Consider the following 15,887-nt stretch of genomic DNA (forward strand, 5'->3'; position numbering starts at 1 on the left):
ATCAGCGAACGTTAGCGCAGGTCAGGCAAAACGCATAGCGGTTTTGCGGATCGTTAAAGGCCGCCAGCTTATCGCTTTCCGCTTTCACTGCACCGGCGACCGGTGCCAGCGGCGCGGGCAGATAAGCCTGTAACGCCGACGGCATCGCCGCGCGGACGCTGGCGGACATGCTGGTGATCACCTGATCAAAGAAGGTCGGCTCATCCTGATAGTAATCAATGTGCCACTGCTTGAGCTTCGCCAGTTCAGCCGCTTTCGCCACCGCATCGTCGAAATCGCCCAGCGCGTCCACCAGCCCGTTCGCTTTCGCGTCCTGACCGGTCCAGACGTGGCCCTGAGCAATCTGGTCGATCTGCTCCGGCGTCTTGTTACGCGACTGGGACACAATCGACAGGAAGCGCTTATAGCCGCTCTCAATGCTCAGCTGGATCATCTGCTGCACTTCCGGCGGCAGGGCTTTGGTCGCCGCCACGTCCGCCAGCGGCGAGGTCGCCACGCCATCGGTGTGCACGCCCACGTAATCGAGGCTGTTTTCAAAGGTGTTGATCACCCCGAAGATGCCAATCGAGCCGGTGAGGGTGCTCGGGTTCGCCACAATGTAGTTAGCCGGCGTTGAGATCCAGTAACCGCCGGACGCCGCCATGCCGCCCATGGAGACCACCACCGGCTTACCGGCGGCTTTCGCTGCGGCAAGTTCAGCACGGATCACCTCGGAGGCGCTGACGCTTCCGCCAGGGCTGTTCACACGCAGCACGATAGCTTTCACTTTCGGATCGAGACGCGCATCGCGGATCTGCGACGCGGTGGTGTCGCCGCCGACGTTACCCGGGGTTTCTTCCCCGTCCATGATCGCGCCGTTAGCGAAGATCACCGCCACGCTGTCGCCGTTTTCGCTCGGTTTTTTCAGCGCATAATCGTAGTAACTGATGGCGCTGTAATTCTTGTCGGCATCGCTCCAGCCAAACTGTTTGCTGAGCGCTTTTTCGACTTCTGCGCTGGACGCCAGCTGATCCACCAGTTTGTTATCGAGCGCATACTTTGCCGTATCGCCACCCACTTTGGTCAGCCCCTCCAGCATCGCCTGCGCGCCAGGGAAGATCTGCTGCGCCGGTACCTGACGGTTGGCGGCAATGGTGTTCAGGTAGTTCTGCCACAGCTCGCCAACCCAGCGGCTGTCCGCCTCGCGCGCGGCAGGGGACATATCGTCGCGGATAAACGGCTCGACGGCGGATTTATAGGTGCCGACGCGGAAAACATGCGTGGAGACCTTCAGCTTTTCCAGCAGCGATTTGTAGTACAGCCCGTTAGTGGCAAAGCCATGCAGATCCACCACGCCCTGCGGCGACAGGAAAATCTTGTTGGCGAAGCTGGCCAGATAATACTGACCCTGGCTGAAGTTATCGCCCACGGCATAGACAGGTTTACCGCTGTCGCGGAATTCGCGCAGCGCTTTACCGATATACTGCATCGACGGCTGATCGGCACCGGCGAAGTTTTTCAGATCCATCACGATACCGGTGATATTGCGATCCTCTTTCGCCTGGCGAATGGTTTCGACGATATCAAACAGCGAGTTTTCCTGTAAGCGATCGGAACTGGCGCCAAACAGCTGACGGCCCAGCACGCCCAGTTTACTGCTGCTGGAAGGCTTATCCACCACCACGCCTGCGATATCCAGCAACAACGCGCCACGGTTGCTGTGCTCGGCATTGCTGCTCTTTACCTGCATCCAGATGCCCACGCACACAACCACTAAAAAGATAAAGAAAAGGTTGAGCACCAGTTCACGGACGAAATTGAGCAGTCGCCATGTCCATTTAAAAAAACCAGCAATGAAACGCCAAAGGGTTCGCATGTATTCTTCCTGTCCTGATTAACAACCCCCGCTACCCTGAGCGGAATGTGCGGTTATCCTAATTACCCGGCGGCAACTTGTCAGCAAGATCCGCCGCCGTCGCTGTAACAAAATCTCCTGTCGTGTTAATTTTATGCATAAATTTGATGACAGGAGTTAACTAATGGATGCACTTGAACTGCTCGTTAACCGTCGTAGCGCCTCCCGCCTCACCGAACCGGCCCCGGCGGGCGATCAGCTGAAAAGTATTTTACAGGCAGGTATGCGCGCCCCGGATCATGGCACGCTGCAGCCGTGGCGCTTCTTTGTCATTGAGGGAGAAGGGCGCGAGCGCTTCAGCCAGTTGCTGGAGAAAGGCGCCATTGCCGCGGGGCTGGATGAAAAGGGCATTGAAAAAGCCCGCTCCGGGCCGTTCCGCGCGCCGATGATTATTGCCGTGGTCGCCAAATGCGAAGATCATCCTAAAGTGCCCCACTGGGAACAGCTGGTTTCCGCTGGCTGTGCGGTGATGGCGATGCAAATGGCGGCGCTGGCGCAGGGCTTTAACGGTATCTGGCGCAGCGGTCCGATGACCGACAGCCCGGTGGTGCGCGAAGCGCTGGAATGCCGGGAACAGGATCATATCGTCGGTTTCCTCTACCTCGGCACGCCGCAGCTGAAAGCCTCCACCACCATCAGCCTGCCTGATACCACGCCGTTCGTGCGTTATTTCTGAGCCATCACCGCCAGACTGTCCGTATTGTGAGCGAAAGCCACGCAATTCGGACAGTCATACTTACCACTTATCCGATTGAGCGCTACCATAGCCGGATTGCAATGACAGGAGATGTCCATGAGCGAGCAAGCCATTCGTTTAACGCAGTACAGTCACGGAGCTGGTTGCGGTTGTAAGATTTCCCCCAAAGTGCTGGAAACCATTCTGCACAGCGATCGGGCAAAGTTTATCGATCCAAACCTGCTGGTCGGCAACGAAACCCGTGATGACGCCGCGGTTTACGATCTGGGCAACGGCACCAGCGTGATCAGCACTACCGACTTCTTTATGCCGATTGTCGACAACCCGTTCGACTTTGGACGTATCGCCGCGACCAACGCCATCAGCGACATTTTCGCCATGGGCGGCAAGCCGATTATGGCCATCGCCATTTTAGGCTGGCCGATAAACACCCTGGCCCCGGAGATCGCCCGTGATGTAATTGAGGGTGGGCGTTTTGCCTGCCAGCAGGCGGGCATTGCCCTGGCGGGCGGTCACTCCATCGACGCGCCGGAGCCGATTTTCGGCCTCGCCGTCACCGGCATCGTGCCAACGGAGCGCGTCAAGAAAAACAGCACCGCGAAGGCGGGCTGCAAACTCTATCTCACCAAACCGCTGGGCATTGGCGTGCTGACCACCGCCGAGAAAAAATCCCTGCTTAAACCGGAGCATGTCGGGCTGGCGACGGAAGTGATGTGCCGCATGAACCTCGCCGGTGCCGGATTTGCCAGCATTGAGGGCGTCAAAGCCATGACCGATGTCACCGGCTTCGGGCTGCTCGGCCACCTGAGCGAAATGTGCCAGGGCGCAGGCGTGCAGGCGCAGATCCGCTATCAGGACGTGCCGAAGCTGCCGGGCGTTGAAGAGTATATTGCCCAGGGCGCGGTGCCGGGCGGTACCGGGCGTAATTTCGCCAGCTACGGGCATCTGATGGGCGACATGCCGCAGGCCTGGCGCGATCTGCTGTGCGATCCGCAAACCTCCGGCGGTTTGCTGCTGGCGGTCACCCCGGACGCTGAAAGCCAGGTACAGGCGACCGCCGCCGAATACGGCATCACCCTGACCGCCATCGGCGAGCTGGTTGAAGCCCGCGCGGGCCGTCCTATGATTGAGATCCGTTAAGTCAATGCGGTTGTTTATTGCCGAAAAACCCAGTCTGGGCCGCGCCATTGCGGATGTGCTGCCAAAGCCGCACCGCAAGGGCGACGGCTACATTGAGTGCGGAAATGGCCAGGTGGTGACCTGGTGTATCGGTCACCTGCTGGAGCAGGCGCAGCCGGATGCCTATGACAGCCGTTATGCCCGCTGGAATCTCTCTGACTTGCCGATAGTGCCGGAAAAGTGGCAGCTGCAACCACGCGCCTCGGTGACAAAACAAATCAACGTCATCAAGCGGTTGCTGGCACAGGCCAGCGAAGTGATCCACGCCGGTGACCCGGATCGCGAAGGGCAGCTGCTGGTGGATGAGGTGCTGAACTATCTGGATCTGCCTGCGGAAAAGCGCCGCAACGTGCAGCGCTGCCTGATCAACGATCTCAACCCGCAGGCGGTGGAACGGGCCATTAACCGTCTGCGCGCCAACAGCGAATTTATCCCCTTAAGCTCGTCGGCGCTGGCCCGCTCCCGTGCCGACTGGCTGTATGGCATCAACATGACCCGCGCCTATACGCTGCTGGGGCAGAGCGCCGGTTATCAGGGCGTGCTGTCGGTGGGACGAGTACAGACGCCGGTGCTCGGGCTGGTGGTGCGACGTGACGAAGAGATCGAAAACTTCGTGGCGAAAGACTTTTTCGAGGTGAAGGCGCATATCGTCACCCCGAAAGAGGAACGCTATACCGCCACCTGGCAACCAAGCGAAGCCTGCGAGCCGTACCAGGATGAAGAAGGGCGGCTGCTGCACCGCAGCCTGGCCGATCATGTCGTAAAACGTATTACCGGCCAGCCCGCGCTGGTCACCAGCTATAACGACAAACGGGAGTCTGAGCCTGCGCCGCTGCCGTTCTCGCTCTCCACCCTGCAGATTGAAGCGGCGAAGCGCTTTGGCCTCAGCGCGCAGAACGTACTGGATATTTGTCAGAAGCTTTATGAAACCCATAAGCTGATCACCTATCCGCGCTCTGACAGCCGCTACCTGCCGGAAGAGCATTTTGCCGGTCGCCAGGCGGTGATCAACGCCATCAGCGTACACAGCCCGTCGCTGCTGCCGCAACAGGCGGTGAATACCGACATCCGTAACCGCTGCTGGGATGATAAAAAAGTCGATGCGCACCACGCCATTATCCCGACTGTGCGCAGCAGTAAGGTGAACCTCACGGATAACGAAGAGAAGATCTACACTCTGGTGGCGCGTCAGTACCTGATGCAGTTCTGCCCGGACGCGGTCTTCCGCAAATGCACCATCGAACTCGACATCGCCAACGGTAAATTTATCGCCAAAGCGCGTTTTCTGGCGGAAGCGGGCTGGCGCGCCTTGCTGGGCAATAAAGAGCGCGACGAAGAGAATGACGGCACCCCGCTGCCGGTGGTCGCTAAAGACGATGAACTGCTGTGCGAGAAGGGCGAAGTGGTGGAGCGACAGACGCAGCCGCCACGGCATTTCACCGACGCCACGCTGCTGTCGGCGATGACCGGTATCGCGCGCTTTGTGCAGGATAAAGATCTGAAGAAGATCCTGCGCGCCACTGACGGGCTGGGCACCGAAGCCACCCGCGCGGGGATCATCGAACTGCTGTTTAAGCGCGGCTTCCTGGTGAAAAAAGGGCGTTATATCCACGCCAGCGACGCCGGACGGGCGTTAATCCACTCGCTGCCGGAGATGGCGGCGCGGCCGGATATGACTGCCCACTGGGAATCGGTGCTGACGCAAATCAGCGAAAAGCAGTGCCGGTATCAGGATTTTATGCAGCCGCTGGTGGGGACGCTGTATCAGCTGATCGATCAGGCCCGCAGCACGCCGGTGCGCCAGTTCAGAGGGCTTGCAGCGCCGGGCGGGGATAAGAAGAAAAGTTTTAAAGGGCGGGGGAAGAAAAAGCCGCCCGCAAGTCCGGCTCCGGCGGCGTAGCGCCGGTTGCCGGGTGGGTTGAAAAGTGCCGGGTGGCGGCTGCGCCTTACCCGGCCTACAAGGTAACCCCAGGCCCGGCAAGCGCAGCGCCGCCGGGCACCCGGATTCAGTCAGCTTGTAGGCCCGGCAAGCGCAGCGCCGCCGGGCATCCGGATTCAGTCAGCATGTAAGCCCGGCAAGCGCAGCGCCGCCGGGCATCACAACCGCAAATCAGACCACGCCCTGCGCCAGCATGGCGTCGGCGATCTTCACAAATCCGGCGATATTCGCGCCGCGCACGTAGTTGGTCTGCTTCTCATCACCGCCGTACTCCACGCAGGCATGGTGAATATCCAGCATGATATGGTGCAGACGCGCATCCACTTTTTCCGCTTTCCAGCTCAGGCGCGCGGCGTTCTGCGCCATCTCCAGCCCGGACGTCGCCACGCCGCCCGCATTCGCCGCTTTACCCGGCGCGAACAGCACGCCCGCTTCGAGGAATAGATCGGTGGCTTCGATGGTGGTCGGCATATTCGCGCCTTCCGCTACCGCTTTTACGCCATTGGCGATAAGCGTGCGGGCGGCGTCGACGTCCAGCTCGTTCTGGGTGGCGCACGGCAGGGCGATATCCGCTGGCACCGACCACGGCTGCTTGCCTTCCAGATACACCAGCCCGAACTCGCGGGCATAATCCGCCACGCGACCGTCGCGGCTGGCTTTGATTTCACACAGGCGCGCCAGTTTTTCCGCGTTAAAGCCCGCTTCGTCCACGACCGTGCCGCCGGAATCTGACGCGGTGATCACCCGCCCGCCCAGTTCCATCACTTTTTCAATAGTGTACTGCGCCACGTTGCCGGAGCCGGACACCGCCACGCGCTGCCCTTCGAAGGCCAGGCCGTGACGTTTTAACATCGCCTCGGTGAAATAGACCAGTCCGTAGCCGGTGGCTTCCGGGCGGATCAAACTGCCGCCGAACGACAGCCCTTTACCGGTAAACACACAGGCGCTGTTATTGGAGAGTTTTTTCATCATCCCCGCCATAAATCCCACTTCCCGACCGCCGACGCCAATATCACCGGCAGGCACATCGGTATCCGGCCCCAGATGGCGGTACAGCTCGGTCATCAGCGACTGGCAAAAACGCATCACTTCGCCTTCACTTTTGCCTTTCGGATCGAAATCGCTGCCGCCTTTACCGCCGCCCATCGGCAGGGTGGTAAGGGCATTTTTGAACGACTGCTCAAAGCCCAGGAATTTCAGGATCGATAAGTTCACCGACGGGTGAAAACGCATCCCGCCCTTATAAGGGCCGATGGAGGAGTTAAACTGCACACGCCATGCGCGATTGACCTGCACCTGGTTACGATCGTCCACCCACACCACGCGGAACTGGATCACACGTTCCGGCTCGACCAGACGTTCCAGTAACGACATCTGCCGGTAACGCGGGTTTTCTTCAATAAAGGGCCACAGCGTGGTCATGACTTCGCGCACCGCCTGGGCAAATTCTGTCTGATGCGGATCGCGTTGTTGAATACGGGTAAGGAAGGTTTCCAGAGAGCAAGACTGATCCATCGATATAACATCCTCTTATGTCAGTGGGCTTAGGATTTATTGTTGATTGTTTACAGATTGTTTGCGTTTTCGACTATAACACCGGAAAAGCGGCATCAGGCAAGCGATTAAGAAATATGCAGGGAAATTAATAATAGGCAGGAGGTCATAATTAAAAACGATGACCGTGCACGTTAAAGGTTCGGCGATCTTTTACCGTTATAGTTATTACCACCACCTAATCAGGAAAAAAAACGATGATCCGACACGCTTTATTAACCGCCAGCCTGCTGGCGCTGCTGACCGCGACGGCACAGGCAGAGGTGCGGTACAGTACCGGCGGCGTTGATGTGAACGTGCCGCCGGAAGTCTTCTCCTCCGGCGGGCAACGTCCGCAGCCCTGTAATCAGTGCTGCGTTTATCAGGATGAAAACTACTCGGAAGGGGCGGTGGTCAAAGCTGACGGCATTTTATTGCAGTGCCAGCGTGACGAACGCACGCTGAGCACTAATCCGCTGGTGTGGCGTCGTGTGAAGCCCTGACGCTTACAGATCGAAGCTCGCCCACACAGGCGCATGATCGGACGGTTTTTCCATACCGCGGATCTCGTAATCGATCCCGGTGTCGGTGCAGCGGGTTGCCAGCGCACTGCTTGCCAGCACCAGGTCGATACGCAGCCCGCGGTTATCGTCAAAACCTTTTGAACGGTAATCAAACCAGGAAAAACGATCCTGCGCGTCCGGATTGGCGGCGCGGAAGGTATCCACCAGCCCCCAGCCCTGCAAACGGGCCATCCACTCGCGCTCTTCCGGCAGGAACGAGCATTTACCCGCGCGCAGCCAGCGTTTGCGGCTGTCTTCGCCGATACCGATGTCCAGATCCGTCGGGCTGATGTTGACATCACCCATCACAAGCACCGGGCTGTCTTTGCTGATTTCGTTTTCCAGATAATCCTGCAGATCCTGATAAAACTTCGCTTTCGCCGGGAATTTGGTCGGATGGTCGCGGCTTTCCCCCTGCGGGAAATAGCCGTTGATCACCGTAATATTGCCGAGGGGAGACGCTAATTCCGCCATGATAATGCGACGCTGCGCTTCTTCGTCATCGCCCGGAAAACCGCGGCGCACGGACACCGGCGTGTCGCGGGTTAACAGCGCCACCCCGTAGTGACCTTTCTGACCGTGATAAAACACGTTGTAGCCCAGTTTCGCCACCTCTTCGAGAGGGAACATATCGTCATGGACCTTTGTCTCCTGTAAGCCAATCACGTCAGGCTGATGCTTATCAATGATCGCTTGCAGTTGATGAGGACGGGCGCGCAGGCCGTTGATATTAAAAGAGACAAATTTCATAGTCGCTGCCACTAGCAATAAAGAGTGCAGCGATGGTAGCAGAAAATGCCCGGCGTTACGCCCCGGCGCTGCGCTTTTCTGCGCATGGCTGCAACAGGCGTCGCCAATGGTGCTTACCATGCCCCGCTGCGGTGCATCCCGCCCTGAAAAGGGGCGCGGGGCGCGATCACCTTCCGCGTAAGATCACAATTCCAGAATTATATTTTAGCAATGCATAAAATTTCCTGCCGATCCGCCCGGCTTCGCTAATAGCGCAAAAATTATTCACTTTTTATGCAATAAAAGTGAATAGTGACAGATTGTAAGTTACTGATATTTAAAATCCTCCCCGCCGTTATGCAGTTTTATCGCTGGCTGGCACGAAGCGTGCAATCTACATTAGCAGCGCAAACACTCATAATTATTAACATATCAACAACCTTTCATTTACCGGATGAGGTCGCTATGTCCCACTCTATTACGCGTGAAAACTTTGATCACTGGATGCTGCCGGTTTACGCCCCGGCGTCTTTTATTCCGGTTCGCGGCGAGGGTTCCCGGCTGTGGGATCAGGAAGGGAAAGAGTATATCGATTTTGCCGGGGGTATTGCGGTGAATGCCCTTGGTCATGCGAACCCGGCGCTGTGCCGTGCGCTCAGCGAACAGGCGGCGAAGTTCTGGCACACCGGCAATGGCTACACTAACGAACCGGCGCTGCGGCTGGCAAAGCGTCTTATCGACGCCACCTTTGCTGACCGCGTGTTCTTCTGTAACTCCGGCGCGGAAGCCAACGAAGCGGCGCTGAAGCTGGCGCGTAAATATGCTCACGACCATGCAGGCCCACAGAAAAGCGGCATCGTGGCGTTCAAAAACGCCTTCCATGGCCGCACGCTCTTTACCGTCAGCGCAGGCGGGCAGCCAGCCTATTCAAAAGATTTTGCTCCGCTGCCGCCGGAGATCCGCCATGCGGAGTTTAACAATCTGGAATCGGCCCGCGAATTGATTAATGACGATACCTGCGCGGTGATCGTCGAGCCGATGCAGGGCGAAGGGGGCGTGGTACCTGCAGAAGCAGATTTCCTGAAAGGCCTTCGCGAGTTGTGCGATCGCCACCAGGCGCTGCTGATTTTTGATGAAGTGCAGACCGGCGTGGGACGTACCGGCGAGCTTTATGCCTATATGCATTACGGGGTGGAACCGGACGTGCTCACCACCGCCAAAGCGCTGGGCGGCGGCTTCCCCATCGGCGCGATGCTGACCCGCGACGCTTTTGCGGCTGTGATGGTGGTCGGCACCCACGGCACCACTTACGGCGGCAACCCGCTGGCGACGGCAGTGGCGGGTGAGGTGCTGGAAATTGTTAACACCCCGGCGACGCTGGACGGCGTGAAACAGCGCCATGAATGGTTTGTCGAACAGTTGCAGGCGATCAACACCCGCCATGCGCTGTTCAGGGAGATCCGCGGCCTCGGCCTGTTGATTGGCTGCGAGCTGGCGGCGGAACATGCCGGGAAAGCCAAACTCATCTCCCAGCTGGCGGCGGCAGAGGGTGTGATGGTGCTGATTGCAGGTGCTAACGTGCTGCGTTTTGCGCCTGCCCTGAACATCAGCGAAGAGGAAGTGCGTCACGGCCTGGAACGGCTGGCGCGCGCCTGTGAACGTTATCTGGCAGGAGAAAGCCTATGATGGTGATCCGCCCGATTGAGCGCAGCGATCTCCCGGCCCTGATGCAGCTGGCCGGTAAAACCGGCGGCGGGCTGACGTCGCTGCCGGCGGATAAAGCCACGCTCTCCGCGCGCATTGAGCGCGCACGCAAAACCTGGCAGGACGAGTTGCCGCCGGGTGAACAGGGTTACGTGTTCGTGCTGGAAGACACCCGGAGCGGCACTGTCGCCGGGATCTGCGCCATTGAAGTGGCGGTGGGGCTAAACGATCCCTGGTACAACTACCGCGTCGGCACCCAGGTGCACGCCTCCAAAGAGCTGAACGTCTACAACGCGTTGCCGACGCTGTTTCTCAGTAACGATCACACCGGCAGCAGCGAACTCTGCACGCTGTTCCTCGACGCCGACTGGCGTAAAGAGGGCAACGGCTATCTGCTGTCGAAATCGCGCTTTCTGTTTATGGCCGCTTTCCGCGATCGCTTTAACGAAAAAGTGGTGGCGGAGATGCGCGGGGTGATCGACGAAACGGGCTACTCGCCGTTCTGGGAAAGCCTCGGCAAACGCTTTTTCTCCATGCCATTCAGCCGCGCCGATCACCTGTGCGGCACCGGACAGAAAGCCTTTATCGCCGAGCTGATGCCCAAGCATCCTATCTATACCCATTTCCTGTCTGAAGAAGCGCAGGCGGTGATCGGCGAAGTGCATCCTCACACCGCCCCCGCCCGTGCGGTACTGGAAAAAGAGGGCTTCCGCTACCGTCACTATATCGACATCTTTGACGGCGGCCCGACGCTGGAATGCGACATCGATCGGGTGCGGGCAATCCGTAAAAGCCGTCTGGTGGAGGTGGCCGAAGGGCAGCCCGCGCCGGGCGAGTGGCCCGCCTGTCTGGTGGCTAACGAAAAGTACCAGCAATTCCGCGCCATGCTGGTGAATGCCGATCCCGATACCGAACGTCTGCTGCTGAGCGCCGCCCAGATGGACGCCCTGAAATGTCGCGCCGGGGAAAAGGTTCGCCTGGTCCGCCTGTGCGCAGAGGAGAAAACACAATGAATCTTTGGATAAATGGCGACTGGATCAGCGGTCAGGGCGAACAACGGGAAAAAACCGATCCGCTCACCCGTGAGACACTCTGGCAGGGGCGTGATGCTGACGCCGCGCAGGTGGCAGACGCCGGGCGCGCCGCACGCGCCGCGTTTCCGGCGTGGGCGCGTCAATCCTTCAGCGCACGACAGGAGATTGTCGAGAAATTCGCCGCGCTGCTGGATGCGAACAAAGCCAGCCTGACGACGGTGATCGCCCGGGAAACCGGCAAACCGCGCTGGGAAGCCGCCACCGAAATTACCGCCATGATCAACAAAATCGGCATCTCGGTGAAGGCGTATCACACCCGCACTGGCGAGCAGCACACCGCCATGCCGGACGGCGCCGCCACGCTGCGCCACCGTCCTCACGGCGTGCTGGCAGTATTCGGCCCCTACAACTTCCCCGGCCATCTGCCGAACGGGCATATCGTTCCGGCGTTGCTGGCCGGGAATACGGTGATCTTCAAACCCAGCGAGCTGACGCCCTGGAGCGGCGAAGCGGTGGTGAAACTGTGGCAGGAGGCGGGGCTGCCGCCGGGCGTGCTGAATCTGGTGCAGGGCGGGCGCGACACTGGCCAGGCGCTGAGCCAGCTTGCCGATCTCGACGGTCTGCTGTTTACCGGCAGCGCCAGCACCGGTTTTCATCTGCATCGTCAGCTTGGCGGTCAGCCGGAGAAGATCCTTGCGCTGGAGATGGGCGGCAATAATCCGCTGATAGTGGAAGATATTGATGATGTTGACGCCGCGGTGCACCTCACCATTCAGTCGGCCTTTATTACCGCCGGGCAGCGCTGCACCTGCGCGCGCCGTCTGCTGGTGAAACGCGGCGCGCAGGGCGATGCCTTTCTCGCCCGGCTGGTGGAGGTTGCCGGACGCATTATGCCCGGCGCCTGGGACGCGGATCCGCAGCCCTTTATCGGCGGGCTGATTTCCCCGCAGGCGGCAGAGGGCGTGTATACCGCCTGGCAGGCGCAGGAAGCGCGGGGCGGCAGAACGCTGCTGGCGCCGCGGCTGATCAAACCCGGCACTTCACTGCTGACGCCGGGCATTATCGAGCTGACCGGCGTGGCTGACGTGCCGGATGAAGAGGTCTTCGGTCCGCTGCTGGGCGTGTGGCGCTATGACGAGTTTGACGAGGCCATTCAGCTTGCTAATGCCACCCGTTACGGGCTGGCCTGCGGGCTGGTCACCCCGTCACGGGAGAAATTCGACCGGCTGTTGCTGGAGGCGCGCGCCGGGATCGTCAACTGGAATAAACCGCTGACCGGTGCCGCCAGCACCGCGCCTTTTGGTGGCGTGGGCGCGTCCGGCAACCATCGCCCGAGCGCCTGGTATGCGGCGGACTACTGCGCCTGGCCGATGGCCAGCCTTGAATCTCCGGCGCTGTCGCTGCCGGAGAGCCTCAGTCCGGGGCTGGATTTTGGTCGGGAGGAGACGCGATGAAAGCGCGCGAAGTCAATTTTGACGGCCTGGTGGGGCTGACGCACCATTACGCCGGTTTATCCTTTGGTAACGAAGCCTCCACTGCGCACCGTTTTCAGGTGTCGAATCCGAAACTGGCGGCCAAGCAGGGGCTGCTGAAGATGAAAGCGCTGGCGGATCTGGGCTTTCCGCAGGCGGTGATCCCGCCCCACGAGCGCCCGAATATTCCGGTGTTACGCCAGCTGGGGTTTACCGGCAGCGACGAGCAGGTGCTCGCCAGAGCCGCCGCGCAAACCCCGGAGCTGCTGTCGGCGGCCAGTTCCGCGTCGCCAATGTGGGTGGCAAACGCCGCCACTGTCTGCCCGTCGTCAGATGCCCTTGATGGCAAAGTCCATCTGACGGTGGCGAACCTGAACAATAAATTCCACCGCAGTACCGAAGCGCCCACCACCGAAGCGCTGCTGCGCGCCATCTTCCGGGATGAAGGGCGTTTCATGGTGCATGGCGCACTGCCGCAGGTGGCGCGTTTCGGCGACGAAGGGGCGGCGAACCATAACCGCTTCAGCCAGGCGTACGGCGAGCCGGGCGTGCAGCTTTTTGTTTATGGCCGGGAAGAAAACGGCCACGCCGCGCCTGAGCGTTATCCGGCGCGGCAAACGCTGGAAGCCAGCCAGGCGGTGGCGCGTCTCAATCAGGTGGATCCGGCGCGCGTCATCTTCGCCCAGCAAAACCCGACGGTGATCGATGAAGGGGTATTCCATAATGATGTCATCGCCGTGTCGAACGGTACGCTGCTGTTCTGCCATGAGCGCGCCTTTGTGCAGCAGCGCGGGCTGATGACCCGCCTGGCGGAACAGGTGCCGGGCTTTCAGGTTATCGAAGTGCCGCAGGCGCTGGTGTCGGTCAAAGAGGCGGTGAGCAGCTATCTGTTTAACAGCCAGTTACTGAGCCGCGACGACGGCAGTATGTTGCTGGTGGTGCCCCAGGAGTGTCGCGAGCAGGCGAACGTCTGGCGTTATCTGAATGACATGCTGGCGCAGGATAATCCGGTGAACGAACTGCGGGTATTCGATCTGCGCGAAAGCATGTCCAACGGCGGCGGCCCGGCCTGTCTGCGTTTGCGGGTGGTATTAAATGAGGCCGAACAGCAGGCGGTAAATCCGGCGGTTATGATGAATGACCGGCTGTTTGCCGCGCTGAACGACTGGGTGGACCGCTATTATCGTGACCGTCTCACCCAGGCCGATCTTGCCGATCCGCAGCTGCTGCGCGAAGGCCGCGAGGCGCTGGACAGGCTGACCCAGTTACTGGATCTGGGATCGGTCTATCCGTTCCAGCAATAAGGATCGACGATGGAGAATTTTCTTGCCCTGACACTGAGCGGCCGTGCGCCGGAAAATCCGTGGGGGCAAAACGACCAGCTCCGCTGGCACTGGCGGGCAGAGGGGATCCTTGAACTGGTCCCGCATCAGCCTACGGATAAATCGCTGGTGCTGTCGGCGGGCATTCACGGCAACGAAACCGCGCCGGTGGAGATGCTGGACAAACTGCTGACGGGGCTGATGCAGGGCGCTACGCCGCTGCGCTGGCGGATGCTGGTGATCCTCGGCAACCCGCCCGCGCTGCGGGCCGGAAAACGCTATCTGCACAGCGATCTGAACCGCATGTTCGGCGGACGCTGGCAGCAGTTTGCCCACAGTGTGGAAACCGTACGGGCGCTACAGCTGGAGCAGGCGATCAGCCGCTTTTATGCCGCGCAACCCGGCGACCTGCGCTGGCATCTGGATCTGCACACGGCTATTCGCGGCTCGCACCATCTGCGCTTTGGCGTAATGCCGCAGCGCGACACGCCCTGGGACGAGGATTTTCTGCGCTGGCTGGGTCAGGCCGGTCTGGAAGCGCTGGTATTTCACCAGTCGCCGGGCGGCACCTTTACCCACTACAGCTGCGAACGTTTTGGCGCGCTGGCATGTACGCTGGAACTGGGCAAGGCGCTACCCTTTGGCGAAAACGATCTGCGGCAGTTCGCCGTCACGCTTGACGCCATCGCAGCGTTGTCAGCGGATAAACCGGCCGCGGGCAATGATGTCGCGCCGCTGCGCTATCGGGTCGTTCAGCAACTCACCCGCCACAGCGCTGCTTTCCGGCTGCATATGTCCGGCGAGACGCTTAACTTCACGCCTTTTGCCGCCGGGACGCTGCTGGCAGAAGACGGCGAAACGCGTTATGTGGCGCAGGCCGCGACGGAATACGTGCTGTTTCCCAATCCACAGGTAGCCCTGGGACTACGCGCCGGGCTGATGCTGGAGCGGCTGCCCTGAGGCGCTGGCGATTATTTTTATCGGGATTAACGCTTTTCTGAAAAATATAAAAACCGATGATGTCAGGCGATACGGAATTATCTGACATCATTGCTTTATTATTATACGGCGCTCAGGTATCATTCTTCATAATCTCTTTCAAATCAGCATCCTGTATAATTCCTGTTGCAACTCTCCACGCTTTATCCTTATTTTCTTCATAATTGGCGATAATTTGTTTTTTACGCTTTCAATGCTTTACTGTTGCTCTGATTATTTGACGAAAAAGACCGTAAAGTGAATCTCGTCAACACGGCAATACGCCGCAAGAATAACTGAAAGAAGGAATACATTATGCGTAAATTGACCGCTCTGTTTGTTGCCTCTACCCTGGCGATGGGTGCTGCTAACCTGGCCCACGCCGCTGATACCACCGCTGCGCCGGCAGACAGCAAGCCGATGATGCACCATAAAGGCAAGCCGGGTATGCATCATGACATGATGTTTAAAGATCTGAACCTGACCGATGCACAGAAACAGCAGGTGCGTGACATCATGAAAAGCCAGCGCGACCAGATGAAGCGTCCGACCGTGGAAGAACGCCGCGCCACGCACGACATCATCGCCAGCGATACCTTCGATAAAGCCAAAGCCGAAGCGCAGATTGCGAAGATGGAAGAGCAGCACAAAGCCCGTATGCTGGCGCACATGGAAACCCAGAATAAGATTTACAACATCTTAACCCCGGAACAGAAAAAGCAGTTTAATGCCAATTTTGAGAAGCGTCTGACAGAACGTCCGGCGCCGGAAGGTAAAATGCCTGAATCCGCTGAATAACATAGCGCCCCTTATTAAGACCGCCGGACTTGTCCATAAACGCCT

At 59.3% G+C, this 15,887-nt stretch carries 13 protein-coding genes; 10 read left to right on the plus strand and 3 right to left on the minus strand.

The window, feature by feature from the left end:
• Position 1: 1 nt before the first annotated feature.
• Positions 2-1,855 carry a signal peptide peptidase SppA gene (gene sppA / locus ACQUTD_RS08930; protein WP_318376680.1) on the minus strand — a complete coding sequence of 618 codons (1,854 nt, stop codon included), beginning with the start codon at positions 1,853-1,855 and terminating at the stop codon, positions 2-4.
• A gap of 163 nt (positions 1,856-2,018) precedes the next feature.
• Between sppA and ACQUTD_RS08935 the strand changes: the two genes are divergently transcribed.
• The 3 genes from ACQUTD_RS08935 (at position 2,019) to ACQUTD_RS08945 (ending at position 5,670) form a co-directional block, all read left to right on the plus strand.
• Positions 2,019-2,570: an NAD(P)H nitroreductase gene (locus tag ACQUTD_RS08935; RefSeq protein ID WP_072568230.1), complete on the plus strand. Its 552-nt coding sequence runs from the start codon at positions 2,019-2,021 to the stop codon at positions 2,568-2,570.
• A 117-nt stretch (positions 2,571-2,687) separates the two neighbouring features.
• Complete coding sequence (selD, locus tag ACQUTD_RS08940; RefSeq protein ID WP_318364663.1) at positions 2,688-3,731, plus strand: selenide, water dikinase SelD; 1,044 nt, start codon at positions 2,688-2,690, stop codon at positions 3,729-3,731.
• Positions 3,732-3,735: 4 nt separating this feature from the next.
• Positions 3,736-5,670, plus strand: coding sequence for a DNA topoisomerase III (locus tag ACQUTD_RS08945; RefSeq protein WP_473274832.1), 1,935 nt, complete (start codon positions 3,736-3,738; stop codon positions 5,668-5,670).
• Between the two features lie 210 nt (positions 5,671-5,880).
• On the opposite strand, the gene gdhA is transcribed toward ACQUTD_RS08945, so the two are convergent.
• On the minus strand, positions 5,881-7,224 hold the full coding sequence (gene gdhA / locus ACQUTD_RS08950; protein ID WP_473274831.1) for an NADP-specific glutamate dehydrogenase: 1,344 nt from the start codon (positions 7,222-7,224) through the stop codon (positions 5,881-5,883).
• A 236-nt stretch (positions 7,225-7,460) separates the two neighbouring features.
• Between gdhA and ACQUTD_RS08955 the strand changes: the two genes are divergently transcribed.
• Positions 7,461-7,745 carry a DUF1496 domain-containing protein gene (locus ACQUTD_RS08955; protein ID WP_072568235.1) on the plus strand — a complete coding sequence of 95 codons (285 nt, stop codon included), beginning with the start codon at positions 7,461-7,463 and terminating at the stop codon, positions 7,743-7,745.
• 3 nt (positions 7,746-7,748) lie between these two features.
• On the opposite strand, the gene xthA is transcribed toward ACQUTD_RS08955, so the two are convergent.
• Positions 7,749-8,555 (minus strand): exodeoxyribonuclease III, encoded by an 807-nt coding sequence (xthA, locus tag ACQUTD_RS08960; RefSeq protein WP_473274993.1) that lies wholly within the window; start codon positions 8,553-8,555, stop codon positions 7,749-7,751.
• Positions 8,556-8,999: 444 nt separating this feature from the next.
• Here xthA and ACQUTD_RS08965 point away from each other — a divergent pair, with 444 nt between their 5' ends.
• The 6 genes from ACQUTD_RS08965 to spy all read left to right on the plus strand — a co-directional run bounded on the left by ACQUTD_RS08965 (position 9,000) and on the right by spy (position 15,842).
• Positions 9,000-10,220 (plus strand): bifunctional succinylornithine transaminase/acetylornithine transaminase, encoded by a 1,221-nt coding sequence (locus ACQUTD_RS08965; RefSeq protein ID WP_473274830.1) that lies wholly within the window; start codon positions 9,000-9,002, stop codon positions 10,218-10,220.
• Complete coding sequence (gene astA / locus ACQUTD_RS08970; RefSeq protein ID WP_473274829.1) at positions 10,217-11,251, plus strand: arginine N-succinyltransferase; 1,035 nt, start codon at positions 10,217-10,219, stop codon at positions 11,249-11,251. Before ACQUTD_RS08965 ends, astA begins: the two co-directional genes overlap by 4 nt.
• Positions 11,248-12,726 (plus strand): succinylglutamate-semialdehyde dehydrogenase, encoded by a 1,479-nt coding sequence (astD, locus tag ACQUTD_RS08975; protein WP_473274828.1) that lies wholly within the window; start codon positions 11,248-11,250, stop codon positions 12,724-12,726. Before astA ends, astD begins: the two co-directional genes overlap by 4 nt.
• Positions 12,723-14,048, plus strand: coding sequence for an N-succinylarginine dihydrolase (gene astB, locus ACQUTD_RS08980; protein ID WP_473274827.1), 1,326 nt, complete (start codon positions 12,723-12,725; stop codon positions 14,046-14,048). The genes astD and astB overlap by 4 nt, the downstream gene beginning before the upstream one ends.
• 9 nt (positions 14,049-14,057) lie before the next feature.
• Complete coding sequence (astE, locus tag ACQUTD_RS08985) at positions 14,058-15,026, plus strand: succinylglutamate desuccinylase (protein ID WP_473274826.1); 969 nt, start codon at positions 14,058-14,060, stop codon at positions 15,024-15,026.
• A 333-nt stretch (positions 15,027-15,359) separates the two neighbouring features.
• Complete coding sequence (gene spy / locus ACQUTD_RS08990; protein ID WP_072568242.1) at positions 15,360-15,842, plus strand: ATP-independent periplasmic protein-refolding chaperone Spy; 483 nt, start codon at positions 15,360-15,362, stop codon at positions 15,840-15,842.
• Positions 15,843-15,887 lie beyond the last annotated feature (45 nt).

The organism is Enterobacter sp. K510 (assembly GCF_055804875.1).

Bases quoted from the DNA above. Each gene is read 5' to 3' on its own strand.
- sppA (WP_318376680.1), bottom strand. From the start codon at position 1,855: ATGCGAACCCTTTGGCGTTTCATTGCTGGTTTTTTTAAATGGACATGG.
- ACQUTD_RS08935 (WP_072568230.1), top strand. From the start codon at position 2,019: ATGGATGCACTTGAACTGCTCGTTAACCGTCGTAGCGCCTCCCGCCTC.
- selD (WP_318364663.1), top strand. From the start codon at position 2,688: ATGAGCGAGCAAGCCATTCGTTTAACGCAGTACAGTCACGGAGCTGGT.
- ACQUTD_RS08945 (WP_473274832.1), top strand. From the start codon at position 3,736: ATGCGGTTGTTTATTGCCGAAAAACCCAGTCTGGGCCGCGCCATTGCG.
- gdhA (WP_473274831.1), bottom strand. From the start codon at position 7,224: ATGGATCAGTCTTGCTCTCTGGAAACCTTCCTTACCCGTATTCAACAA.
- ACQUTD_RS08955 (WP_072568235.1), top strand. From the start codon at position 7,461: ATGATCCGACACGCTTTATTAACCGCCAGCCTGCTGGCGCTGCTGACC.
- xthA (WP_473274993.1), bottom strand. From the start codon at position 8,555: ATGAAATTTGTCTCTTTTAATATCAACGGCCTGCGCGCCCGTCCTCAT.
- ACQUTD_RS08965 (WP_473274830.1), top strand. From the start codon at position 9,000: ATGTCCCACTCTATTACGCGTGAAAACTTTGATCACTGGATGCTGCCG.
- astA (WP_473274829.1), top strand. From the start codon at position 10,217: ATGATGGTGATCCGCCCGATTGAGCGCAGCGATCTCCCGGCCCTGATG.
- astD (WP_473274828.1), top strand. From the start codon at position 11,248: ATGAATCTTTGGATAAATGGCGACTGGATCAGCGGTCAGGGCGAACAA.
- astB (WP_473274827.1), top strand. From the start codon at position 12,723: ATGAAAGCGCGCGAAGTCAATTTTGACGGCCTGGTGGGGCTGACGCAC.
- astE (WP_473274826.1), top strand. From the start codon at position 14,058: ATGGAGAATTTTCTTGCCCTGACACTGAGCGGCCGTGCGCCGGAAAAT.
- spy (WP_072568242.1), top strand. From the start codon at position 15,360: ATGCGTAAATTGACCGCTCTGTTTGTTGCCTCTACCCTGGCGATGGGT.